Below are 23401 nucleotides of genomic sequence, written 5' to 3'. Positions count from 1 at the left end.
AAACTATTTTTTACTTTTTATCGTGCCTATCTCACTTATTAATATGGCTAGTAAAATAACAAAAGCACCACAAATTTGCATGGTGCTTAACTCCTCTTTTCCAAAAAAATATCCCACAAATCCTGCTGTTACAGATTTAAAAATAAATATTATCGCTGCTTTTGTGGGGGTTGTATATCTTAACATAAGCCCTTCAAGCCCAAAACCTATTATGGTTGAGAAAAAGACCGTTATGATTATGGCGTTTATAAAAGCGGTATTTACTGTGGCAACTATACCATTTGCAAAGACAAATGAAGCTATAAATGAAAATATTGCAATAGTAAAAAACTGAGCGGTCAAAAATGCAAAAAGCTCACTTGTTCTAGCAAAAATACCAGTAAATATAATATGAAATGCCAAACAAAATGCAGATAATAATGCTAAAATTTCTCCACGCTCAAGACCTAAATGAAAGTTCTTTTGCATCATAAAAAGTCCTATAATGCCAAGCGCTATGCCAAAATACGAGAAAATACTAACACGCTTTTTAAGTAAGAACAGGCTTAAAAATGGCACTATAACAACATAAAGACTTACTATAAAAGATACGCTAGAGCTATAAGTATACTTTAACGCCGATGTTTGAAGTGCTGTTCCAACAAATAATGTTATGCCCAAGATAACGCCATTTTTTATTGAGCGTTTATCAAATTTCCCAAATTTTAACGCAATAAGTCCCATAAAAATCGCAGAGAGCAAAAAACGCCAAAAAAGCAGTGTAAAAACGCCATTTGTTTTAAGTGCTATTGACACAGGAAGTAGTGCCGCACCCCAAATTATGGCGGTTATAAGTAGAGCTATGTCGGCTTTTTGCTCTGTGATTTTACTAGTCACCTGTTTGCCTTTTCTTTTATCGTTCCTATCTCGCTTATTAAAACGCCAATTAGTATGATAAAAGCACCCAAAATTTGAAGTGTGCTAAGAGTCTCTTTTGCCACAAAATACCCAAGTATTCCAGCCGAAACAGGCTCTAAAGTAAAAATCAAAGCCGCTTTTATTGGCGTTGTAAGAGTTAGCATTTTTGCTTGCATAATAAAGCCAAAAATACTTGCAAAAAGCACCGATATAACCATCGCTAGATAGAATTTATCATCTAAATTTACGCTTACTCCACCCTCAAAACCAAACGCAAAAATCGCACTAAATACACAAACAACTCCAAATTGCGTGGCAATCAGTGTGAAAATTTCACATTTTTTTGCAAAAATACTAGTAAGCACGATGTGAAATGCCCATGCAAACGCACAAATCAAGCTTAGTGTGTTTCCCATACCAGCAAAGCTTTGTAGAAATTGCATTGAAAATTTAAACGAGCTAAGAAAATACAGCCCAACGCAGCCAAATAAAATGCCTATGTATGCATATTTGCTGATTTTGCTTCGTAAAAACAGATAAGCCACAAATGGCACGATAGCGACATTAAGACCACTAATAAACGCAACGCTTGATGTTGGCGCAAATTTGAGCGCAAAAGTTTGAGAGGCAAAGCCTATAAAAAGCACAGAACCTAGCAAAAGTCCTGATTTTAAGCTATTTTTATCAAAGAATTTATCAAATTTAAAGGCTATTATGGACATTATGATAAATGAAGCTAAAAACCTGTAAAAAAGTATGGTAAAAACGCCGTTTGTAAGGGTTGCATTCCCCATAGGTAAGAATGTAGCACCCCAGACGATAGCCGTAAATATGAGCGCGATGTCTGCTAAGATTTCTTTATTTTTCATTTTTTTCCTTTGTGATAAGATATGAGCCAAGCTCACTTGCTAAAATTCCAACCAAAATAATAACCGCTCCAAAAATTTGCCAACTAGTTAGTATCTCGCCGCCCAAAAAATACCCTATAAAACCGGCTCCTACTGGCTCTAGTGTTAGGATTAGCACCGTTTTTACTGGTGTTGTGTAGCGTTGTGCTAAATTTTGCACAAAAAATGCAAATACCGTTGCAAATGTCGCAGTGATGCCCACGGCTATCACAAACTCCCTATCAATCACGGGTTTTGCGGATCCTTCAAAAATCAATGTACACACTAGCGATAGGACGCAAACGACTAAAAATTCCGTCGCTACCATTACGAAAATTTCGCATTTTTTGACATAGTATCCAGCAAGCATTATCTCAAACGCATAAGCAAACGCGCAAAGTAGGCTTAAAAGCTCGCCAAGCCCAAACCCAAGCTCCCCGTCACAAAGTATATAAAGCCCTATCGTAGCAAGAGTCGCACCCACGTATGAGTAAAATTTTATGCGCGTGCGAAAAAATACAAACACCAAAAATGGCACGAAAATCACCACAAGTCCTGTTATAAACGCAACTGTCGAGCTAAATGTGTATTTTAGTGCAAAGGTTTGTAGTGCAAATCCAGCAAATAAAAACACCCCAACGATAGCGCCGTATTTTACGCTTTTTGTGTCGATTTTTTTGATAAATTTTAAAGAGATTAGCGCCATTAGGATAAAGGCTATTAAAAACCTATAAAAAAGTATGACAAAAACGCCGTTTGTTGCGAGTGCTTTTGCCATAGGTAAAAATGTCACACCCCAAATTAAACCAACAAAAACAAGTGCCAAATCAGCTAAAAATTCCTGCCTTTTTGTTGTCATTTTACCCCTTTAGAAAGGTGTTATCTTATCCTAAAGCCTTTTAATATAAAATAAGTGCTTTTAAAATTTTATAATTTAAGGCTTATGATGTTACTTTTGGTTCTTGCGTTTGCTCTTGCTATGGATTCTGTGGCACTTTCTATAATAAATGGTGCAAAAAATCCAAATATAAATTTTGGACGAATTTGCAAAATAGCTTTCATTTTTGGCTTTTTTCAAGCGATAATGCCGTTTTTTGGCTATGTTTTGGGTATCGGATTTGTTGATGTTATTGCTTCAATTGATCATTTTATCGCTTTTGCTATTTTGTCGTTTTTGGGGATAAAGATGATAAGAGAGAGCAGGGAACAAAGTGATGATGACCTGGGGCGATCTACAGATAAAGAGCTGATTTTTGGGGCTGTTGCTACAAGCATTGACGCCCTTGCTGTCGGTGTGACGTTTAGTTTTGATGATACGAGCATCTTTTACGCCTGTATTTTAATAGGCGCTACCTGCTTTGCTCTTTGCATTATCGCCTGTTATGTTGGCAAATTTATAGGCAGAAGTTTGCACGATAAGGCGTTGATACTTGGTGGCGTGATACTTATTTTGCTTGGAGTTAAAATTTTAGCCGAGCATTTGATGAGCCACGGATTTTAATTTTTGATAATTAATACCATTATAAGCAAAAAAAGATAAAATCTCACAAACATATCATTTTTAAGGAGATTTTATGAAAAAGAGCATTTTAGCACTTAGTTTGCTTGCTAGTTTTGCGCTAGCGGCTGAGATAAATATCTATTCAGCTCGTCATTATGACGCTGATAGTGAAATTTACAAACTTTTTGAGGCAAAAACAGGCATAAAAGTAAATGCTACACAGGCAAAAGCTGGTGAGCTCATAAAAAAGCTTGAAACTCAGGGCGATAGCTCAGTTGCTGACCTTTTTATCACGGCTGATGCTGGAAATTTTTATGAAGCTAAAAATAAAGGCGTTTTGGCTCCAGTAAAATCTGAAATTTTAAATAAGATAGTTCCAGAGCAATACAGAGATGATGAAAACCAGTGGTTTGCTATCTCAAAAAGAGCTAGAATAATCGCTTATGATAAGAGAGATTTTGATGCAAGCGGTATTAAAAACTATGAAGACCTAGCAAAGCCTGAGCTAAAAGGCAAACTTCTAATAAGAAGCGCAACAGCAGCTTATAGCAAATCGCTTTTAGCTTCTATTATAGAGGCTGATGGTAAAGATGAGGCTGTAAAGTGGGCAAAAGGCACACTACAAAATCTAGCACGTGATCCAAAAGGTGGCGATAGAGATCAGGCAAAGGCTATTTATGAGGGCGTTGGCGATGTGGCTGTTATGAACACATACTATATAGGTTTAATGCTAACATCTCCAAAGCCAGAAGATGTAGAGGCTGCTAAAAATTTAGGTATCATTTTCCCAAACCAAGATAACCGCGGAACTCACGTAAATATAAGTGGTATTGCTCTTACAAAAGCTTCTAAAAATAGAGAAAATGCCATTAAATTTATGGAATTTTTAGTAAGCCCAGAGGCTCAAAAAATTCTAGCAGGTATCAACTATGAGTATCCTATCAACTCTGAGGTTGAGCCAAGTGATATTGTAAAAAGCTTTGGTAAATTCAAAGAAGATAGCACACCGCTTTATAAATCTGTTAAAAACACAAAAGAAGCGGTTAAAATTTACGATATGGTTGGTTGGAAATAGTGGGTGTAAAATTTTGGGCGATTTTTATCGCCCTTGTCGTTATAACGCCCATTTTAAGCATTTTTATAGAGATTGGTTTTGGCAACTACTCTCATCTTAGCCACTTTTTTGAGTATCTTTTTCTTAGGTATATTCAAGGGACATTTTTTGTTGCATTTGGTGTAATGTTCTTATCAATAGCAATTGCCGTAGTTTCGGCGTGGATTGTTGCAAACTACCGCTTTTTTCTCTCAAATTTCTTTGAATATGCTCTAATGCTTCCGCTTGCGATTCCAGCTTATATTTTTAGCTTTTGTTATGTTGGTATTATGGAACATGGCGGTTATTTTCATCAAATTTTTGGTTTTCGTTTTGATTTTATGAATATCTATGGTGCGATTTTTGTTCTTGCTCTTTCGCTTTATCCATATATTTATATGTTTGCAAAAACATCCTTTAAAACGCAGTCATCAACGCTTTTTGATATTTGTAAAATTTACAAACTTTCGCAGTTTAAAATTTTAAAAATTGCCATATTTTTATCTCGCCCAGCCATAATCGGCGGTTCTATGCTTGTTTTAATGGAGACGCTTAGTGATTACGGGACGGTGGCATATTATGGGGTTGAGACATTTAGTGCTGGTATTTTTAAACTTTGGTTTGATCTTGGAGATTCTTATTCTGCTTCGGTTTTAGCAGGACTTTTGATGATTGTTGTTTTTATCATTATGGTATTTGAGCATATAAATAAAAACTCAAAAAGATATAGCTTTAACACACATAATATCTCAAAATTTAGCCAAAAAATAGAGCTTGGTTTAGTTGGTAAAACTTTTGCATTTTTGTGGTGTTTAATGATCTTTTGCTTGGCATTTTTATTCCCATTTATTTGGCTTTTTTACTGGTCTGTCGCAACACTTGATAGTTTTAAATTTGAGTTTATAGATATGGCTTTTAATTCGCTTTTAATGGCTGTAATAGCTTCGGTTTTAATAACTATTATCAGTTTCTTTCTAGTTTTTTCAACTAGAGTTATAAAAGATAAAAAACTAAACACGATATTGCTAAAAGCCTCATCACTTGGCTATGCTTTACCTGGTGCTAGTATTGGACTTTGTGTTATGATAGTTTTTGGTTATATTGATAGAAGTCTAAACACGCAACTACTTTCAACCAGTTTTGTTGTGCTTATTTTTGGCTATATTGTTCGTTTTTTAGCAACATCTGTCTATGCTGTTGAGAGCGGTTATGCAAAGATTGTAAACACAATTGATGACGCAAGTTTGCTCTTAAATAGATCAAAATTTACACTATTTTTTAAGGTGCATTTTCCACTTTTAAGACACTTCTTCTTTTTGTCTTTGATTGTTGTGTTTATCGATATAGTTAAAGAGTTGCCACTAAGTCTTATTTTAAGACCTCTTGGCTTTGAAACATTAAGTATAAGAGCATTTTTTTACGCAACAGACGAAAGGCTTTATGCAGCAGCACTTCCAGCATTTTTAATCGTGCTTTTATCTCTTATTGCTGTGCTATTTTTAGAGCTTATTTCTAGGAAAAAGGTATGAGTGAAATTTTAAAAATTAGTAATTTAAATAAAAATTTTGGCAAACAAAGTGTGTTAAAAGATGTAAGTCTTGCTTTAAATGAGGGCGAAATTCTAACCATTTTAGGCGAAAGTGGCTGTGGTAAAAGCACTCTTTTGCGTATCATTGCCGGGCTTGAAAATAAAGATAGTGGGGAGTTAAAAATTAATTGCGGTGTTGCTATGATGTTTCAAAACTACGCTTTATTTCCGCATTTAAATGTCTATGAAAATATTGAGTTTGCTCTGTTAAAAACACCAAAAAATCAAAGAGCCTCTATCACTAAAGAGCTTTTGGGTAAATTTAAAATAGAGGCTATAAAAGATAAAATGTGCGATCAAATTTCAGGTGGTCAGGCTCAACGAGTTGCTTTTGCAAGGGCAGTAGCAAATAAAGAGAAGTTGCTTTTACTTGATGAGCCGTTTGCAAATTTAGATCATAATTTGCGTAACGTTTTAAGGGCTGAGTTAAAAGATATGATAAAGCAAAATGCCCTAAGTGCGATAATGGTAACGCACGATAAGCAAGATGCATTTTTAATAAGTGATAAAATAGCACTTATTAAAAACGGAGTTATTTTGGCAAATGACACACCAAAACAGCTTTATTTTAATCCATCTAGCTACGAGATAGCAAGTTTTTTAGGCGATATAAACTTGGTGAGTGATGTGGAAACTTTACCCGATGAGTTTAAAGCGTGGATAAAACAGCATAATTTTATGTTTCGCCCAGAGCAGATAGTTATAGGCAATAGATATAAGGCGAAAGTTTTAAAGGCTGATTTTTTGGGTTCTTTTTATGAGCTGTTTTTGGAGTTTGGTGGCTTAAAATTTAAAGCTATTGTGCCTTCAAATTTAGATATTAACGATGAATTTGGTTTTGATTTTTTAAAATAGTTTTACCAGTTAAAAAAATAATATTTTTTTAATAAAAGATATATTATCATTGCACTTTTTATTATTGATAACGGAAATCATTATGTATAAAAATATAGTTTTTTTATTTGTTGGACTTATTTTAACTGGCTGTGTTACGAGTTTTGATATATCAAAAAATGATACTCATAATATAAAAAATATCGGAAAAATTATAGATATTAAGCAAAATAAACAGATAAGTTTTGATGAGTTAATAAAGCATATAAATAAAGCTGAAATTTTACTTCTTGGAGAGGAGCATAATAATTTTAATCATGCTGTCGCAAGGGTTGCGATTTTAGAAAATTTTATTACCACGCAAACTAATGTTGTGCTTGAGATGATTGATGTTTCAAAGCAAGACTTAATTAATAAAACACCAAAAACAATGCCAAATGATAGCCTTAAAAATGCGATAAACTGGGATAGTAAATGGGACTATCGATATTACAAAACGCTTGTTGAACTGGCATTTTATAATGCAAATTTAAAGGCTGGAAATTTAAGTAAAACAGAAATTGCCACAATTTACAATGGAGCAATGCCACTTAAGGGCGAAATTTCAACAACAAGCGAGGTTAAAGAGCTGATTAAACAAGCCATTTTATCGCACCACAATATGGATAGTGAGCTTGCAGACAAGCTAGTTAGTATACAGCAGTATAAGGATAGACGTATGGCTGATATTTTGCAAGTCTCTCAAGATAGAGCCGTTTTGGTGGCTGGAAATTTACACATTTTTAAAAATATCGGTGTGCCACTTCATCTAATTGATTTTAAAAATAAAAAAAGCGTTATTGTGGTCGCTTTGGATAATAGCGATGAAATTTATCTAAATAATAATTTAGCAGATTTTGTTTGGGTGCTAAAATAGGGAGAGTTATGAAAGGTAAAATTTGGGGTAGTTTGTTTGCGTTTTGTGCCGTTTTAAACGCAAATGAGTTTGAGTTTGAAACGCTTGATGTTTCGGCAAATAAAACAAGTAGCGAAGATAAGGCGTTTGTGACAACGGGTGCTGTTAGCTCAAGAGAAATTTCAAGTAAGGATACGCAAAGTATTGACTCTATTGTTCGTGGAATTCCAGGTACTTATACGCAGATTGATCCTTCAATTGGTGGCGTTAGCACAAATATACGCGGTATGACTGGCTTTGGTAGGGTTGCTTCAAAGGTTGATGGGGTTACTCAGACATTTTATGGGACTTCATCGGATAGTTATGGCTATCATAATGGCGGTTCTACAAATGCCTTTGCAACGATGGTTGATAAAAATTTCTTAATCGGCGTTGATATAAACAGGGGTGGTAGCTCAAATGACGCAAATGCTCTTATGGGCTCGGCAAACTACCGAACAATAGGCGTTGATGATGTTGTTAGAGAGGGTAATATATTTGGCTTTTTGGGCAAATACTCATACGGCACAAATGGCATAGGACCAAGCTATATGGGAACAATCGGAGCAAAAGCACCAATAAGCGATGATGCAAAAATCGGATTTATATTTGGATATAGCACAAGTAAGATAAGGCAGGATTATAAAACCGGTGATGGCTATAAAATGGGAGATAGCTTAGGTAAAGATGAGTATGGAGATGATATATCCTCCCCAACAACTCCAAGTATGCTAACGCAAAAGCCACGCTCAATTTTATTTAAAACCGAGCTAACAAGTAGTGACCACTCAAATGTTACGCAGTTTAGAAGCTATAAAAACTCACTTGCTGGGCGTAAAATGGACTTTAAAACATATCAAAACGACTATCGTTACAATCCAAATAACGACTTGGTGGATTTTAAATTTATGCTATCTTTTAACACAGCAGATCAAAAATATTCTGACGGCGGATATGTCGCTACGCAAGATCTTTCAAAGCTAACAAGTGGTAGTCAGTTAGAACAAGAGAATAGATCGTTTACCTTTGATATAGGTAATACTTCTAAATTTGAACTAGCAGATGACCTAGGTTTGCAAAGTAGATATGGCATAAGTTATCTAAAAACAAAGTATCAAAACAACATAGCCTATTCAGAGTTAGGAAATTACGGATACGGCACAAGCACATTTAGCCCAAATGGAGAGCAGAGTTTTAAGAGCGTGTATCTTGAAAATTCTCTAAGCTATAAAGACCTTACGCTTGAGGGCAATCTAAACTACACAAAATGGAATATCAAAGGTCATAAGCCAGAGTGTGATGATAATACCGGTTGTATCCCAATGGGAGCAATAGATGTAGATAGAGATGATAAATACCTAAACGCAAGTGCTACTCTATCGTATAAATTTCACGACCTTTTTGAACCTTATATTAGCTACTCAGTATCAAATAGAGCTCCGACTATACAGGAGATGTTTTTTGGTTCAGATCAAGGAAATAGTGTAAATCCATTTTTAAAAGCAGAACGTGCTAAGACCTTTGAATTTGGCTTTAATGCCTATAAAGACGGACTTTTTACAGACGGCGATATGTTTGGTTTTAAACTAACTCGCTATCAAACGCATATCAAAAATTTCATTAGAAATTTACGCATTAATGTAGGTTCAACCTACTATTTTCACATAAATGACCCAGAGCTTGTAAAAATGAGCGGTTATGAAGTTGAGCTAAAATATGATATGGGCGTGTTTTATGTAAAGGGTAGCTACTCAAGGCAAGAGACAAAAACGCCAGTCTCAGAGACATCTTCAAGCTATATGGGTGGTTTTGGCTACACGCAAATTTCAGGGCTTCCAAAATACTACGCAAATGTTGAGCTTGGCACTAGATTGTTTGATGAGAAGTTAAATATCGGCGGGATTGCAAAGATTACTGGCAAGGCAAAGCGTGTATATCCAGGGATTGATGAGAGAGAAAATGGCGATAAATATGATATTAGCGACCAACTTGCAAGGCAGGATTTGCCAAAAATTCCTACCATTTATGACCTTTATATAAGCTATGAAGTTACTAAAAATTTCAGTATTAAAGGCGAAGTGCAAAATGTGTTTAATAAAAACTACATTGACGCCCTGCACGCAAATAATGGCTCAAATCAGGTGACATACAACGCTAATGGCGATAATGTCTATATCTTTTCAAATGCTGCTCGTGGCAGGACTTATTATGTAAATTTTGAATATAGGTATTAAAAATGATAAGAATTTGGATTATATTTTTTACAGCAATTTTGGCTTTTGGTGATGAGGTTAAAATAGATATGAGCTTTAACGCACTTTTTAATAACGCCCATATAGTAGTTAAGGGCGTCATAGTGCTTTTGGTGCTGTTTTCTATCGCGTCTTGGACGATATTTTTCGTTAAAATTACGCAGTTTAAAAAGGCGTTTGGAGTGCTAAAACACGACACGCAAAGCCTAAAAGAGCTTAAAGATATAAATGATAACTTAGGGCTAAGCGATGAAAGCTTTTTATCTAAAATTTTAACCGATGTCAAAGATGAGTTAGTAAGCTGCGCTAATACAAACGAAAGATTAAGAAACGCCGTTGACATAAGAGTTATGCAAATTTCAAATGATATTAGAGAGAAGATAACTATACTTGCAAGTATCGGCTCATCAGCCCCATTTATCGGACTTTTTGGTACCGTTTGGGGCATTATGAATAGCTTTATTGGTATAGCAAGTGCAAATAATGCAAGTTTGGCAGTAGTTGCGCCTGGCATTGCCGAAGCCCTGTTTGCAACGGCACTAGGACTTGCAGCTGCCATTCCTGCTGTGCTTTTATATAACTACTTTGTAAGGCTTAATGCTAAATTTAAAGACGAGCTTTGTGTGCTTGGTTTAAAAGTATATCTAAAAGCCCTAAGGAGCAACAATGACGCTAACAAATAACGAGAGTGAATTAAGCGAGATAAACGTAACGCCGTTTATTGACGTTATGCTCGTGCTTCTTATCATATTTATGGTCGTTACGCCAATTGTTACAAGCTCTGTAAAAGTAGAACTACCGATGAGTAAAAGCGAAGAAAAGAGCGACACAGATAAGCCACTTATTTTAAGCATAAATGAAAAATCTGAGCTTTTTATAAAAGATGAGATGATTACACTTGAGAATTTAGAGCAAAAATTGGACGAAAAAAGCCTAAACAACAAAGAGAGTGTTATTTATTTTTACGTAGATAAAAGCGTTAGTTATGAAAAACTTATGGAGGTCGTAGAGGGAGTAAAACTCGCTAAATACTCAAAAATCGCATTTTCAACCAAAATGCCTGACTGAGTTAGTATGAAAGCTTCAAAACTATCGTGGTTTAACTCTTTTTTATTTGCCTGTTTTATACACGCTTTGCTTTTTGCATTTTTAATAGCAAAAAATGATGTCAAAATTTCAAATAATTTAGGTGGTTTTGACTATCCTATAAAAGATGATGTTTTTGAAAGTATTGCGATAGTTTCGGATTTGCCAATAGGCGAATTTAAAGAGGTAGCACCAAACTTAGTTCAGAATAAACAAGAGACACCTAAGCCTGAGCCAGAGCCTGAAATTTTAGCACCTTTGCAAGAGATAAAATCAGAAATTAGTGTGCCAAAAAAAGAGAAAAAACCCAAAAAAATAGTCAAAAAAACACAAAAGATAAAAAAAGAGATAGAAACAAAAACCCAAGTGGCTACACAGTCGCCTATAAATTCCGTGGCAAAAGATGATGTAGCTTCAGCTCCCATTAGTGCACAAGGCACAAAAATAGCTTCAAATTCAAGCGGAGCAAGTAAAACGCAGGTTAAAAGCTATCAAGGGCTTGTGATGTCACATTTAAACAAACACAAACGCTATCCAAAACAAGCACTTTTAAATAACGAAGAGGAGACTATTAAAGTTCGTATCGTGATGGATAAAAATGGCAAAATCATATCTGCAAATTTAAAAGATAAAGCAAAATACGAACTTTTAGCACGTGAAGCCACCGAGCTATTTTACAGGGCTTCGCCTTTGCCAAAGCCACCGACTGATTTTATTGGCGAAAATGAAACGATAAGCATAAACATACCAATTGAGTTTAACATCAAGAAATTTAAGCAATATAAATAATTTAGCCAAGCTCTATCTCAATCCCAACCGGACAATGATCGCTGCCTAAAATTTCAGGCATTATAAATGCGTTTTTTAGCCCATTTGAGATGAAAAAATAATCAATTCTCCAGCCGATATTTTTAGTCCTTGCGTTAAACCTGTAGCTCCACCACGAGTAAGCGTCCGTTTTTTGCGGATAAAAATGCCTAAACGTGTCAATAAATCCGTGCGATAAAAGCTCATCAATCCACGCTCTCTCAATGGGTAAAAATCCGCTAGTTTTGGCGTTTGCCTTTGGATTTTTTAAATCAATCTCAGTGTGAGCCGTATTTACGTCGCCACAAATTATAATCTCTTTACCACTTTTTAAAATTTCATCACAATACGCCAAAAATGCCTTATAAAACGCCATTTTGTAAGATAAACGCTCATCATCTTTTTGCCCATTTGGAAAATAGATGTTAAAAAGCACGACATCACCAAAATGGTGCTCTAAAACCCTGCCTTCACTATCGTCAAAAAATCGCCCCTTATGTGTTGTCGTTTGAAATTTAGCTAGGCTCATCACGCCAGAGTATCCAGCTCTAAGCCCCGAGTTTAGGCTAATCTCATTAAAACCGAGCTTGTAAATTTCATTTGGCACGTCAGCTTCTTTGACCTTTATCTCTTGAAGTGCCAAAAAATCGGGCTTTGCTTCATCAACCCACGCAAATGCATTTTTATTAGTAGCAGACCTAAGCCCGTTTACGTTCCAGCTTATTAGTTTCATTTTAATCCTTTTTTAGTTATGATTATAGCAATTTTAAGGAGCAAATTTGAGAAATCAACCAAAATATAAATTTTTAAAAAACTGGGGTTACGCTATTAAGGGTTTGGCTGAAATTTACAAAAACGAGCAGAGTTTTAGGCTTGAGATTTGGATTTTTGCCCCACTTGCTTTTTCTTTGATGTTTTGGAATTTTGGTGCTGTTTTAAATCTATTTTTGATATTTTGTATGGCTTTTGTGCTGGTTGTTGAGTGTTTAAATTCGGCAATTGAGCGAGTTGTAGATTTAGCAAGTGCTGATTTTCACACCCTTGCAGGTGCTGCAAAAGACGCAGGAAGTGCTGCCGTGATGATAGCAAATATCTTGTGTGCATTTACCTGGCTATACGCGTTTTTTAGCCGTTTTTCATAGGCTAAATTCCAAGCGCCCACCTTGAAAATGGGATTAGCTCGTATCTTATGCCCTCTATGCTTAGATTTGCCGAGTTTGTCACGCTAATGGCGTGTAGCCTTGTGACGCCAAGCTCTTTTAAGGTGCTATGAAGTTTTTTAAATTTCAGTAACGCTATCTCTGTAGCTGTAAATGGCATACAAACTATTGCTAGTTTCCTTTGCAAAAGGACAAACTCAAGCTCTTTTGTATAGCAAATTTCATCTTTAAATTTTAAAAGCTCACAGAAAATTACATTTGCAAATGTATTGGCAAAGTCCTTTTTTAGGCACAATGCACTACGCAAAGCAAAGTCGTTAAGATATAGTTTTTTACTCGCTTTTGGCTCTTTTAGACGCGAGATATTTGAGATTAGTCCGATATTTTCAAGTTTGTTAAATATCGTATATACGCTGTCTTTTGAAATTTTTATCTGCTCTTTTAGACTTTTGTAAATTTCAAACACGCTAACTTGCTCGTTACACCTAAGGACACACTCTTTTATCACGGCTAATTCTATCTCATTTAGCTCTTTTTTTAGATTATTTGCAAGACTTTGTGGCACTTCTGTTGCATCAATTAGCGAGGATTTTACAGCACCTCCGTGTGCCAAAAAATAGCTAAAAAGCATATCTGGATCTAAATTTTTCTTAAAAAACGATATAAATTCCTCATAGTCTAAATAGGGCAAATTTATTGTCGCAAACCCATCTATTTTTATGTGTTTTTGTGTGGTGCTGATGATGATATTTTGGGTTGTTATATCTTGTAGAAAGCCCAGTTCATCGGTATTTACGTTTTCTACACAAAGAACTTGTATCTCTGTTTTGCTCTGTAAAAATTCCTTTAAATTTTGCAGTATTTTAGCCCTTTTTACTCGTAAATCATTTAAGTCGATGTATAGTCTTTGAGTTGGCTTGAAATTTGATAAATACTCGCAAATCAGGCTTGTTTTTCCGCTTCCAGTTGCGCCGATAAGTAGGGTTTTATTTGCACTGATAAAGTATTTTCGGTTTGTAAATTTTACGTTTTTTAACGCTAATTCATAAAGTAGCTCTAGCTCTTGCATTTTGCCACACACGCATTTACCGCTTCAATCACGGCCGAGCGAAAGCCGTTTTTCTCCAAACTCGCTACCGCCTCGATCGTGGTGCCTGATGGTGAGCAGACCTCGTCTTTAAGCATTGCTACGTGTTTATCGCTAGTAAGTGCCATTTTTGCTGAGCCTAAAAGGGCGTTTGAAGCGATTTTATAAGCCATTTTTCTATTTAGTCCGTTTAAAACAGCAGCGTCAGCAAGGGCTTCAATAAACATAAACGCATAAGCCGGTAAGCTACCAGCAATGCCTACAAATGCCCCAAATTCACTCTCTTTAATCTCAAAAACTTCACCAAAACTTTTAAAGATACCAGCCACGTTTTGCCTATCTAAATCGCTAAAATTTTTATCAAAGCAAAGTGCTGTTGTGGCTGATTTGACAAGAGCTGGGGTGTTTGGCATAGCACGGACGATCTTTGCGTTTTTTAGCGTGTTTTGTAGCTGAGTGATACTAAAATTTGGAGCTAAACTAACTAAAATTTTACCGCTCATCTCATCTTTTATGATGTCTAAAATTGCGTTGTAATCTTTTGGTTTAACTGCTAAAATCACGATATCTGCGTTTTTGGCAACCTCTTTTTCGCTGTCTAAAATACAAACGCTATTTTTGCTTAAAAACTCGCTATTTTTACCTTTGCTAAACGCACACATTTTTTGCCCAAAAAGTGCCGATATCATCGCACTTGCCATATTACCAACACCGATAAAACCTAGTTTCATTATCACTCCTTAACTACCTAACTTGCCCGCTGCCACGCACGATATATTTATAAGTCGTAAGCTCTTTTAAGCCCATTGGTCCTCTTGCGTGAAGTTTTTGCGTTGAAATTCCAATCTCGCCGCCAAAGCCAAACTCACCGCCATCACTAAAACGTGTCGATGCGTTTGCATAAACGACCGCACTGCCGACTGCATTTAAAAAATTCTCTATATTTTTGTAATCCTTGCTTAAAATCGCGTCTGAATGACCGCTAGAATGGGCGTTAATAAAATTTATGGCTTCATTTAAATCGCTCACGCTTTTAACCGCTAAAATAAGCTCTAAAAACTCCGTCCCAAAGTCGCTCTCATCGGCTAACCGCACGTTTTCAAACCCTTCGTAATTTTGCCAAATTTCACGCTCTAATTTTAACTCTACATTTGATAACTCGGCGATTAAAAGTGGCATAATTTTATCTACTATGTTTTTGTGTAAGATCACGCATTCAACGGCATTGCATACGCTTGGGCGTTGTGTTTTGGCGTTTTTAATTATCGCTACGGCTTGGCTTATATCCGCACTCTCATCAACAAAAATATGACACACACCAGCACCAGTTTCAATCACCGGTATTGTGGCGTTTTGCGTGATAAATTCCTTTAAATTTTTACCGCCTCTTGGGATTATGACGTCAATTAGCCCATTTAGGCGTATCATTTGGCTTACACTCTCTCGCCTTGTATCACGCACGAGCGAGATCGCACCATTTGGCACTTCGTGTTTTGTGGCGATATCGTTAAAAATTTCAACAAGAGCGATGTTGGAGTTTAAAGCACTTGCTGACCCTCGTAAAATCACTGCATTTGAGCTTTTTAATGCAAGTGCTGCCACATCAATGCTGACATTTGGACGACTCTCATAAATCATACCGATGACGCCAAGCGGAGTGCGAATTTTACTGATTTGCATACCATTTGGGTGTTTAAATCCGCTTAAAATTTCGCCCACTGGATCACTTAAATTTGCAACATCGTTTAGCCCCTTTGCCATCGCTTCAATCCGTGCGTTAGTAAGCCTTAGGCGATCAAGTAAAGCCGTGCTTAGACTGCTATCCTTGCCGTTTTTTAAGTCAATCTCATTTTGCGATTTTATCCACTCTTTTTTGCTTATTAGCTCATCTGCTACGGCGTTTAGGACGCTATTTTTCACGCCTGTTTTTAAATTTACTAGCTTAAAACTAGCCTCTTTTGCCGCCTTTGCAAGATTTAAAATTTCGCTCATTTTTACCCTTTTTGGTAAATTATACTTTCTAAAGTATTAAGTGAATGTTAATGTTATATTTTTAAATGTATTTTAAAACATTTGCGAAATATTAATAAATTATATATTTTTAACGTTGCTTTAAGCGGGGGGGGGTAAAATATTACCGTAGTTTCTACATAATTTAAGGAGTTAAAAAAATGAAATTTTCAAAGATTGCATGTGTTGCACTTTTAAGTGCTAGTATATCTACGGTTGCATTGGCTACTAAGTTAGAAGATGTGCAAAGTACCAAAATGGAAGAAGCAACCAAAACAGCTGCCTATAAAGAGATCATAAAGGCTGTAAACAGCCTAAAGGCTATAGGCTATGATAATTTAAAAAACTGGAATGGCGATAAAGTAGGCGAGGGTGCAAACAAACTCTCAGCAGATCTAAACACAAAAATCTACAACGCCCTTGAAGTGATAAAAAAACAAAAAGATGCAATTAAAGGCAAAGAGGACATCACATTAAAAGTTATAGGTGATTCAACTTTGAAAATAACCCAACAAGGAGAAATAAAAATACTCATAAAGGGCGATGATAATACAGCGGTTAATGGTGGCGGTGATCAGGAATTAACCCTAAGCCTTGAAACTTTTAAAAACGGCAATAAAGATAAAATAGCTAAAATATTTGCTGAAAACAACAGAGATGTTTGGCAAAAATTTATAAAAGCATTTGAAGAAGAGCACAACAAGGAACAAGAAAAAAGAAAGGGGTTGCTAAACATAGCGGCACTAGAACTTGCTAAAGATCTTGCCAAAGATAAACCAGAGTCAATAACCGGCATTCAAGATGAATACACAGCATACGTTGAAAACAAAAACAATGTAGAGAATGCTATCAATGTAGATATAAAATCAAAGCAAGAAGCGGTTAAAACTGCTCAGACTGGACTATCTACTGCTATAAAAGGTGTAGATAATAAACTAGTAACCCTTTCAAGCACAACAGATAATGAAAAAATCAAAGAACAAGAAAAAAGCGTATCAAAGATACACAATCAGATAAATACGGCAGCAGCAAAAAATAGCAATACTCCAGAAGAAAACATAGAAAAAGCAACCGCACTAAAAGCAGCTATAAATGCGGGTGTAAAGCTACAAACTAAAACCGCGGGCGGTAGAGACCTAACAATAGCAGACATTGACGCTATCCTTGCTGGTACAGCAAGTAAAGATGACTTTGATAATGGTAATGCACCTGATTTATCAGGAGATGCGAATAAAGCAAAAGTGCTTAATGCTTTATTGGGCGACGTTTCACAAAGCACAGGTGCTGCTATCGTAACAAAAAATGCACAAACCGCAATAGAAAAAGTTATAGATGAGATAGAAAAAGTAGAAACAGCAAAAACTAACCTTAGTGACTCAAATAAGCTTATGGCTAAATTTAAAGATGTAGTAGCAAAAGCAACCAGCGACGAAGGCATCGCAAATGCTAAGTCAAAGGCTCTAGACGATGTCATAAAACAAGTTGCAAAAAAACAAAAAACAGCAGATGATTTAAAAACAGCCCAACAAGAACTAAAAAACGCAGCTAATGCTCGTGCAACAGGTGTAACAAAGGTTGCAAACCTAGAAGAGAAACAAGGTGAAGTATTAGGATCATTTACTGATACTGTCTTAGCAAATGATACTGTAAAATCTATAGTAACCTCATATAATGCAAAAGAACTTGCTGATACTGCAAAAGCACTAAACACATCAATAGAGCAAAGCCAACGATCACAGAACAAAGGTACATCTACTGATATCATAATGTTTAATACAGGACTTGCTACAAACACTCGCTTAGCAAAACTATCAAACCCATTTAATGCAGACCTAGCACTAGCACAAGCTATTAATGAGCTAGAAGGAGAAACATTTGCTGATGCTGGTGATAGTCTATCAAGTGTAATAAAAGAGTATACAAATAGATTTAACCATGATAATAACCTATGGGGTAATATCTTTGGTGGTAAAGGTAAAATAAAAGACTCTGCTAATCCAAGCATTTGGGGTGTAACACTAGGTTATGATAAAGCATTTGATAACACTATAGTTGGTGGATTTATCAACTATGCAAAAGTACAATCAAAAGATTCACAAGTAAGAAGTGAATCTGATAACTATAGCTTTGGTGTATATTCAAGAAGCTACTTTGATCAAAGCGAGATAGATGCTAAGATTGGATATGGCTTTGGAAGAAATGAACTAAGCAGACATGCAATGGATTCTAAGATAGGTACTTCAACAGGAAAGTATGATAGTAAATTCTTTGATGTAGATGTTGAGTATGGTTATGTATTTGGTTTAGGTAATGCTATGTTTATTAAACCTATAGCAGGTCTATCATATACTCATATTAAACATGATGGCTTTACAGAAGATGGTAATGTTCCTGCTATATTTGGTAATACAACTCTAAAGACACTAAAAGCAAAACTTGGTAGTGAGTTTAGAGTATATACTGATAATGCAGGCTACTTTTATATAACTCCTGGTGTAGAAAGAGAACTTAGTAAGAGTGCAAATGACCTTAGTGTAAAATTTGTAGGTTCTAGTAAAGATGTAGTGTTTGATGCTGATAAGAAAAAGAATACATACATTACTCTTAAGACTGGTGCTGAGTTTAAGATTACAAACAATCTAAGCACAAACATTAACTTTGGTGCAAAAGCTAAAGCAAAAGAACAATACTATAATGGAACACTTGGAGTTTCTTATAAATTCTAAGATACATACAATAAGTATGCATACAAACATACAATAAATAAACATACATACATACTAAACAGCTAAGACTTAGGTCTTGGCTGTTTGGGAGTATGACTTTATAATCCTAACTCATTAATCTAATTTATTAATCTTAACTTTATCACTATTATGTAGCATCCGTACAAGATTGTATCTCTAAAATCAGCTAAAATTCTGTCATATTAAAAAATTAAATAAATGATAAGCTATGGCAGAATCTCACGTAATATCAGCCCTTACAGCTGTTATATAAATATCTACATATTTTTATACCTAAAAACATTTTGTAGATGTTGGCGTTATGCTGTTTGCTTTGTTGTATTCATCTTGGATTTTTCGTCTTTGTGTCGTTATGTCAATGGCTTCTTGCATTGAGTTTGTAATCTTTTTACAAAATATCACAACCCTGCCATTTATGTTGAGTTAGGATTATAAAGTCATACTCCCAAACAGCCAAGACCTAAGTCTTAGCTGTTTAGTATGTATGTATGTTTATTTATTGTATGTTTGTATGCATACTTATTGTATGTATCTTAGAATTTATAAGAAACTCCAAGTGTTCCATTATAGTATTGTTCTTTTGCTTTAGCTTTTGCACCAAAGTTAATGTTTGTGCTTAGATTGTTTGTAATCTTAAACTCAGCACCAGTCTTAAGAGTAATGTATGTATTCTTTTTCTTATCAGCATCAAACACTACATCTTTACTAGAACCTACAAATTTTACACTAAGGTCATTTGCACTCTTACTAAGTTCTCTTTCTACACCAGGAGTTATATAAAAGTAGCCTGCATTATCAGTATATACTCTAAACTCACTACCAAGTTTTGCTTTTAGTGTCTTTAGAGTTGTATTACCAAATATAGCAGGAACATTACCATCTTCTGTAAAGCCATCATGTTTAATATGAGTATATGATAGACCTGCTATAGGTTTAATAAACATAGCATTACCTAAACCAAATACATAACCATACTCAACATCTACATCAAAGAATTTACTATCATACTTTCCTGTTGAAGTACCTATCTTAGAATCCATTGCATGTCTGCTTAGTTCATTTCTTCCAAATCCATATCCAATCTTAGCATCTATCTCGCTTTGATCAAAGTAGCTTCTTGAATATACACCAAAGCTATAGTTATCAGATTCACTTCTTACTTGTGAATCTTTTGATTGTACTTTTGCATAGTTGATAAATCCACCAACTATAGTGTTATCAAATGCTTTATCATAACCTAGTGTTACACCCCAAATGCTTGGATTAGCAGAGTCTTTTATTTTACCTTTACCACCAAAGATATTACCCCATAGGTTATTATCATGGTTAAATCTATTTGTATACTCTTTTATTACACTTGATAGACTATCACCAGCATCAGCAAATGTTTCTCCTTCTAGCTCATTAATAGCTTGTGCTAGTGCTAGGTCTGCATTAAATGGGTTTGATAGTTTTGCTAAGCGAGTGTTTGTAGCAAGTCCTGTATTAAACATTATGATATCAGTAGATGTACCTTTGTTCTGTGATCGTTGGCTTTGCTCTATTGATGTGTTTAGTGCTTTTGCAGTATCAGCAAGTTCTTTTGCATTATATGAGGTTACTATAGATTTTACAGTATCATTTGCTAAGACAGTATCAGTAAATGATCCTAATACTTCACCTTGTTTCTCTTCTAGGTTTGCAACCTTTGTTACACCTGTTGCACGAGCATTAGCTGCGTTTTTTAGTTCTTGTTGGGCTTTTGCGATTTGGTCAGGTTTCTTCTCTGTTATGGCTTTATTGAGAGCTCCTAGTTTATCTCCTGCAATATCTGAACTGCTAGTGACTTCTGCAATAACTTTGTTTGCGCTAGCCATAAGTTTATTTACTGAGGCAAGATCAGCCTCTGCCGTTGTTACGCCTATTACTGCTCTTGTCACTTTTTCTATTTCTATTTTTGCAGCTTCTACTGCCTTTTGGGCGCCGTTATTATTATCATTGCCTATAAGGGCATCTAGGACTTTAGCTTTTTCCGTATTATCTGATAAATTCTGTGCACCACCATTGTCAAAATCATCTTTCTTTGCAGTGCCATTCTTTATTCCATTAATGTCCTCTTTGGTTAGTGCTCTACCATTGTTTGCTTTAGTTTGTAGCTTTACACCTGCATCTATGGCAGCTATTAATGCGTCGGCTTTTGCTTTAATATCACCATCACTATTAGTGTTTTTACCTTTTGCTGTGGTTAATTTATTTGCAAGTGCTTTTATATCAGTTTCTTGTTTTTTAATTGCCCCCTTGTCTGTGCCATTAAGTGTTAATTTGTCTTTTGGCGCATCTGCTATTGCTTTATTTAGCTCTTTTTGTTTTTCTGTGACATTAGCTTGTTCTTTTTTTATGTTATTTTGGATGTTGTTTAGTATGAAATCTTTATTTTCGACAAATGCTGTGTATTTTTCATCTTTTTCGTCTATTTTCTTATAGTCTTTTATAATGTTTTCTACACTAGCATCTATTGCACCCTCTCTTTCCTCTTTTTTTTCATTGTGCTTTTCTTTAAATTGTTCTACAAACGATTCCCAAACATCTTTGTTATTTTCTGCAAACATAGCATTTATCTTATCATGAATGTTGCCGCTATTTTTAAACTCATCAAGAGCTATAGTTATTTCTGCACCACCGCCATTGTTAACTGCTGTGTTATCAGCACCTTGTTGTATTTGTAATTTTATATTTCCTGTTGAAGTTATTTTTAATGTTGAAGCATCTTTACCTGTTAGTGTAATATCGCCATTTTCTGTAATTTTGCTTTTTTCATCTTTTATCACTTTAAGGGCATTATAAATTTTTGTATTTATATCAGTGTCAGTCTTACCCTTCTCTCCAGTCCAAGTTTTTAAATCACTATAAATGCCACCTAACTCATTTACGGCTTTAAGAATTTTATTATAAGCAGCTGTTCTAACAGATTCACTTTCTTTTTTCTGAACTAGAGTGGCTAAGTCAACACTTGGTTGAGCCAACGCAACTGTAGATATACTAGCACTTAAAAGTGCAACACATGCAATCTTTGAAAATTTCATTTTAACTCCTTAAATTATTATAGAAATCACAATACTATTTTACCCCCCCCCCCACTTAAAGCAATATTAAAATTTATAATGCTTTTTAAATAAAGTTTTACTTTTTGATGTTTTTAGGTATAAATTAGATTAATGAATTAGGATTATAAAGTCATACTCCCAAACAGCCAAGACCTAAGTCTTAGCTGTTTAGCTTGTAAATTTTTACTGGTAATTACGTCAGCTTAAACCTTAACCACCGCATTATCAGCGTGTATGATCTCATCGTCTGTTTTATGCCCTAAAATCGCTTCAAACTCATCGCTTTTTAGCCCTAAAATACGAGCCATATCATCTGATGAGTAGTTTGTGATACCACTTGCGATGACTTCATTTTTAGTGGTGCAAATATCTACCACAAAGCCACGCTCAAACTCGCCAACGATCTTTTTTATGCCCACAGCAAGCAGACTTTTGCCACTTTTTAAGCCGTGCTAGCACCATCATCAACGACTAAAACACCCTTTTTACTCGCACCAAATGCGACCCAAAATTTACGTGAATTTACCCCATTTTTAGCCAAAAACAGCGTTCCAAGCTCATTGCCATTTATGATTTTGGTTAAAATATCGCTCGTTTTGCCGTTTGCAATAAGCATATTTGTGCCATTTCTTGTAGCAATTTTTGCCGCACTTATCTTTGTAGCCATTCCGCCAGTGCCAAATTTACTTCCCTCGCCACCAGCCATTTTTATGATATTTTCATCAATATCTTGCACCAAATTTAGCAGTTTTGCGTTTTTATCGCTGTTTGGATTTGCCGTGTAAAGTCCGTCTATGTCACTTAAAATTATGAGTAAATCAGCGTCCGTTAGTCCACAAACGAGTGCTGAAAGAGTGTCGTTATCGCCTACTTTTAGCTCATCGGCTACAACTGGGTCGTTTTCGTTTATGATTGGCACTATACCTTGCGTTAAAAGTGCGTTGCAGACGTTTCTGGCGTTTAAATATCGTTTTCTATCGTCAAAGTCGGCTCTTGTTAATAAAAGCTGTGCAATCGTGCGTGAATACGCCCAAAATACACGTTCATAAAGGTGCATAAGAGCGACCTGTCCGACTGCTGCTAAGGCTTGTTTTTGTGCGATATTTTTTGGCTTTACGCTAACTTTTAGTCGTCCCATACCAGCACCAACAGCACCTGAGGTTACCAAAATCACTTCGTAACCTAAATTCTTAATAGCGCAAATCTGTGCCACTAGGCTTTTTATCAGGCTTTCATTTAAGGTGCCATCGCTATTTGTAAGTGTTGAAGTGCCGACTTTTACGACTATTCGTTTTATATTTTTAAATAGCTCTTTTCTCATTTAATGCCTTGAAATTTTGGGTTAATTATACCTTTTTGTTAAGAAATTTTTACAAATTCGCTCAAATTTCTTACTTTTGATTAATAAATTTTACATAGTTTATTAATGCGAGTG

The 23401-nt window shown here is 35.4% G+C and carries 21 protein-coding genes and 1 pseudogene; 11 read left to right on the top strand and 11 right to left on the bottom strand.

The window, feature by feature from the left end:
- Positions 1-3: 3 nt before the first annotated feature.
- From CMCT_RS08485 to CMCT_RS08475, 3 genes are read right to left on the bottom strand one after another with little or no spacing between them, the layout of a single operon-like run.
- Positions 4-876, bottom strand: a complete 873-nt coding sequence (locus CMCT_RS08485) for a DMT family transporter (RefSeq protein ID WP_034970056.1) — start codon at positions 874-876, stop codon at positions 4-6.
- Entirely contained in the window at positions 873-1766 is an 894-nt protein-coding gene (locus CMCT_RS08480; protein ID WP_034970058.1) for a DMT family transporter, read from the bottom strand. Before CMCT_RS08480 ends, CMCT_RS08485 begins: the two co-directional genes overlap by 4 nt.
- The gene (locus CMCT_RS08475) at positions 1756-2643 is read right to left on the bottom strand and encodes a DMT family transporter (RefSeq protein ID WP_034970061.1); all 888 of its coding nucleotides are present in this window, start codon (positions 2641-2643) and stop codon (positions 1756-1758) included. The genes CMCT_RS08480 and CMCT_RS08475 overlap by 11 nt, the downstream gene beginning before the upstream one ends.
- Positions 2644-2730: 87 nt before the next feature.
- On the opposite strand from CMCT_RS08475, the gene CMCT_RS08470 reads away from it, so the two are divergent.
- The 9 genes from CMCT_RS08470 to CMCT_RS08430 all read left to right on the top strand — a co-directional run bounded on the left by CMCT_RS08470 (position 2731) and on the right by CMCT_RS08430 (position 11861).
- Positions 2731-3285 (top strand): manganese efflux pump MntP, encoded by a 555-nt coding sequence (locus CMCT_RS08470; RefSeq protein ID WP_034970063.1) that lies wholly within the window; start codon positions 2731-2733, stop codon positions 3283-3285.
- A gap of 73 nt (positions 3286-3358) precedes the next feature.
- Entirely contained in the window at positions 3359-4360 is a 1002-nt protein-coding gene (locus CMCT_RS08465; RefSeq protein ID WP_034970065.1) for a Fe(3+) ABC transporter substrate-binding protein, read from the top strand.
- Positions 4360-5907, top strand: a complete 1548-nt coding sequence (locus CMCT_RS08460; protein ID WP_034970067.1) for an ABC transporter permease — start codon at positions 4360-4362, stop codon at positions 5905-5907. Before CMCT_RS08465 ends, CMCT_RS08460 begins: the two co-directional genes overlap by 1 nt.
- A gap of 5 nt (positions 5908-5912) precedes the next feature.
- Entirely contained in the window at positions 5913-6821 is a 909-nt protein-coding gene (locus CMCT_RS08455) for an ABC transporter ATP-binding protein (protein ID WP_335890822.1), read from the top strand.
- Between the two features lie 82 nt (positions 6822-6903).
- A complete protein-coding gene (locus CMCT_RS08450; RefSeq protein WP_051654927.1) occupies positions 6904-7716 on the top strand; it encodes a ChaN family lipoprotein in 813 nt (270 codons plus the stop codon).
- 8 nt (positions 7717-7724) lie between these two features.
- Positions 7725-9968 (top strand): TonB-dependent receptor domain-containing protein, encoded by a 2244-nt coding sequence (locus CMCT_RS08445; protein ID WP_176325113.1) that lies wholly within the window; start codon positions 7725-7727, stop codon positions 9966-9968.
- A 2-nt stretch (positions 9969-9970) separates the two neighbouring features.
- A complete protein-coding gene (locus tag CMCT_RS08440; protein ID WP_176325112.1) occupies positions 9971-10669 on the top strand; it encodes a MotA/TolQ/ExbB proton channel family protein in 699 nt (232 codons plus the stop codon).
- The gene (locus CMCT_RS08435) at positions 10653-11054 is read left to right on the top strand and encodes an ExbD/TolR family protein (protein WP_034970537.1); all 402 of its coding nucleotides are present in this window, start codon (positions 10653-10655) and stop codon (positions 11052-11054) included. Before CMCT_RS08440 ends, CMCT_RS08435 begins: the two co-directional genes overlap by 17 nt.
- A gap of 6 nt (positions 11055-11060) precedes the next feature.
- Positions 11061-11861, top strand: coding sequence for a TonB family protein (locus CMCT_RS08430; RefSeq protein WP_034970541.1), 801 nt, complete (start codon positions 11061-11063; stop codon positions 11859-11861).
- A gap of 1 nt (position 11862) precedes the next feature.
- Here CMCT_RS08430 and CMCT_RS08425 read toward each other — a convergent pair whose 3' ends face one another.
- The gene (locus CMCT_RS08425) at positions 11863-12612 is read right to left on the bottom strand and encodes an exodeoxyribonuclease III (protein WP_176325111.1); all 750 of its coding nucleotides are present in this window, start codon (positions 12610-12612) and stop codon (positions 11863-11865) included.
- A 46-nt stretch (positions 12613-12658) separates the two neighbouring features.
- Here CMCT_RS08425 and CMCT_RS08420 point away from each other — a divergent pair, with 46 nt between their 5' ends.
- Entirely contained in the window at positions 12659-13021 is a 363-nt protein-coding gene (locus CMCT_RS08420) for a diacylglycerol kinase (RefSeq protein WP_034970544.1), read from the top strand.
- A 1-nt stretch (position 13022) separates the two neighbouring features.
- Here CMCT_RS08420 and CMCT_RS08415 read toward each other — a convergent pair whose 3' ends face one another.
- The 3 genes from CMCT_RS08415 to CMCT_RS08405 are packed head-to-tail and all read right to left on the bottom strand — an operon-like array spanning position 13023 to position 16118.
- The gene (locus CMCT_RS08415; RefSeq protein WP_034970556.1) at positions 13023-14108 is read right to left on the bottom strand and encodes a DEAD/DEAH box helicase family protein; all 1086 of its coding nucleotides are present in this window, start codon (positions 14106-14108) and stop codon (positions 13023-13025) included.
- A complete protein-coding gene (gene proC, locus CMCT_RS08410) occupies positions 14096-14857 on the bottom strand; it encodes a pyrroline-5-carboxylate reductase (protein WP_034970547.1) in 762 nt (253 codons plus the stop codon). The genes CMCT_RS08415 and proC overlap by 13 nt, the downstream gene beginning before the upstream one ends.
- Positions 14858-14870: 13 nt before the next feature.
- Positions 14871-16118, bottom strand: a complete 1248-nt coding sequence (locus CMCT_RS08405; RefSeq protein ID WP_034970549.1) for a glutamate-5-semialdehyde dehydrogenase — start codon at positions 16116-16118, stop codon at positions 14871-14873.
- Positions 16119-16297: 179 nt separating this feature from the next.
- On the opposite strand from CMCT_RS08405, the gene CMCT_RS08400 reads away from it, so the two are divergent.
- A complete protein-coding gene (locus CMCT_RS08400; protein WP_176325110.1) occupies positions 16298-18862 on the top strand; it encodes an autotransporter family protein in 2565 nt (854 codons plus the stop codon).
- A 303-nt stretch (positions 18863-19165) separates the two neighbouring features.
- Here the strand turns inward: CMCT_RS08400 and CMCT_RS08395 are convergent.
- The 4 genes and pseudogenes from CMCT_RS08395 to proB all read right to left on the bottom strand — a co-directional run.
- Positions 19166-19303, bottom strand: a pseudogene (locus tag CMCT_RS08395) (hypothetical protein); the annotation flags it as partial.
- Between the two features lie 113 nt (positions 19304-19416).
- Positions 19417-21945 (bottom strand): autotransporter outer membrane beta-barrel domain-containing protein, encoded by a 2529-nt coding sequence (locus CMCT_RS08390; RefSeq protein ID WP_176325109.1) that lies wholly within the window; start codon positions 21943-21945, stop codon positions 19417-19419.
- Positions 21946-22169: 224 nt separating this feature from the next.
- Entirely contained in the window at positions 22170-22385 is a 216-nt protein-coding gene (locus tag CMCT_RS09345; protein WP_244948646.1) for a PUA domain-containing protein, read from the bottom strand.
- A gap of 23 nt (positions 22386-22408) precedes the next feature.
- Entirely contained in the window at positions 22409-23287 is an 879-nt protein-coding gene (proB, locus tag CMCT_RS08385) for a glutamate 5-kinase (RefSeq protein WP_244948645.1), read from the bottom strand.
- Positions 23288-23401: the final 114 nt, after the last annotated feature.

The organism is Campylobacter mucosalis, assembly GCF_013372205.1.
In the GTDB taxonomy this organism is placed as follows: Bacteria; Campylobacterota; Campylobacteria; order Campylobacterales; family Campylobacteraceae; genus Campylobacter_A; species Campylobacter_A mucosalis.
The sequence above is the reverse complement of the archived record's forward strand: the minus strand, read 5'-3'. Positions and strand labels throughout refer to the sequence as shown.

Bases quoted from the DNA above. Each gene is read 5' to 3' on its own strand.
- CMCT_RS08480 (WP_034970058.1), bottom strand. From the start codon at position 1,766: ATGAAAAATAAAGAAATCTTAGCAGACATCGCGCTCATATTTACGGCT.
- CMCT_RS08475 (WP_034970061.1), bottom strand. From the start codon at position 2,643: ATGACAACAAAAAGGCAGGAATTTTTAGCTGATTTGGCACTTGTTTTT.
- CMCT_RS08470 (WP_034970063.1), top strand. From the start codon at position 2,731: ATGTTACTTTTGGTTCTTGCGTTTGCTCTTGCTATGGATTCTGTGGCA.
- CMCT_RS08465 (WP_034970065.1), top strand. From the start codon at position 3,359: ATGAAAAAGAGCATTTTAGCACTTAGTTTGCTTGCTAGTTTTGCGCTA.
- CMCT_RS08450 (WP_051654927.1), top strand. From the start codon at position 6,904: ATGTATAAAAATATAGTTTTTTTATTTGTTGGACTTATTTTAACTGGC.
- CMCT_RS08445 (WP_176325113.1), top strand. From the start codon at position 7,725: ATGAAAGGTAAAATTTGGGGTAGTTTGTTTGCGTTTTGTGCCGTTTTA.
- CMCT_RS08440 (WP_176325112.1), top strand. From the start codon at position 9,971: ATGATAAGAATTTGGATTATATTTTTTACAGCAATTTTGGCTTTTGGT.
- CMCT_RS08435 (WP_034970537.1), top strand. From the start codon at position 10,653: ATGACGCTAACAAATAACGAGAGTGAATTAAGCGAGATAAACGTAACG.
- CMCT_RS08430 (WP_034970541.1), top strand. From the start codon at position 11,061: ATGAAAGCTTCAAAACTATCGTGGTTTAACTCTTTTTTATTTGCCTGT.
- CMCT_RS08425 (WP_176325111.1), bottom strand. From the start codon at position 12,612: ATGAAACTAATAAGCTGGAACGTAAACGGGCTTAGGTCTGCTACTAAT.
- CMCT_RS08415 (WP_034970556.1), bottom strand. From the start codon at position 14,108: ATGCAAGAGCTAGAGCTACTTTATGAATTAGCGTTAAAAAACGTAAAA.
- proC (WP_034970547.1), bottom strand. From the start codon at position 14,857: ATGAAACTAGGTTTTATCGGTGTTGGTAATATGGCAAGTGCGATGATA.
- CMCT_RS08405 (WP_034970549.1), bottom strand. From the start codon at position 16,118: ATGAGCGAAATTTTAAATCTTGCAAAGGCGGCAAAAGAGGCTAGTTTT.
- CMCT_RS08400 (WP_176325110.1), top strand. From the start codon at position 16,298: ATGAAATTTTCAAAGATTGCATGTGTTGCACTTTTAAGTGCTAGTATA.
- CMCT_RS08390 (WP_176325109.1), bottom strand. From the start codon at position 21,945: ATGAAATTTTCAAAGATTGCATGTGTTGCACTTTTAAGTGCTAGTATA.
- proB (WP_244948645.1), bottom strand. From the start codon at position 23,287: ATGAGAAAAGAGCTATTTAAAAATATAAAACGAATAGTCGTAAAAGTC.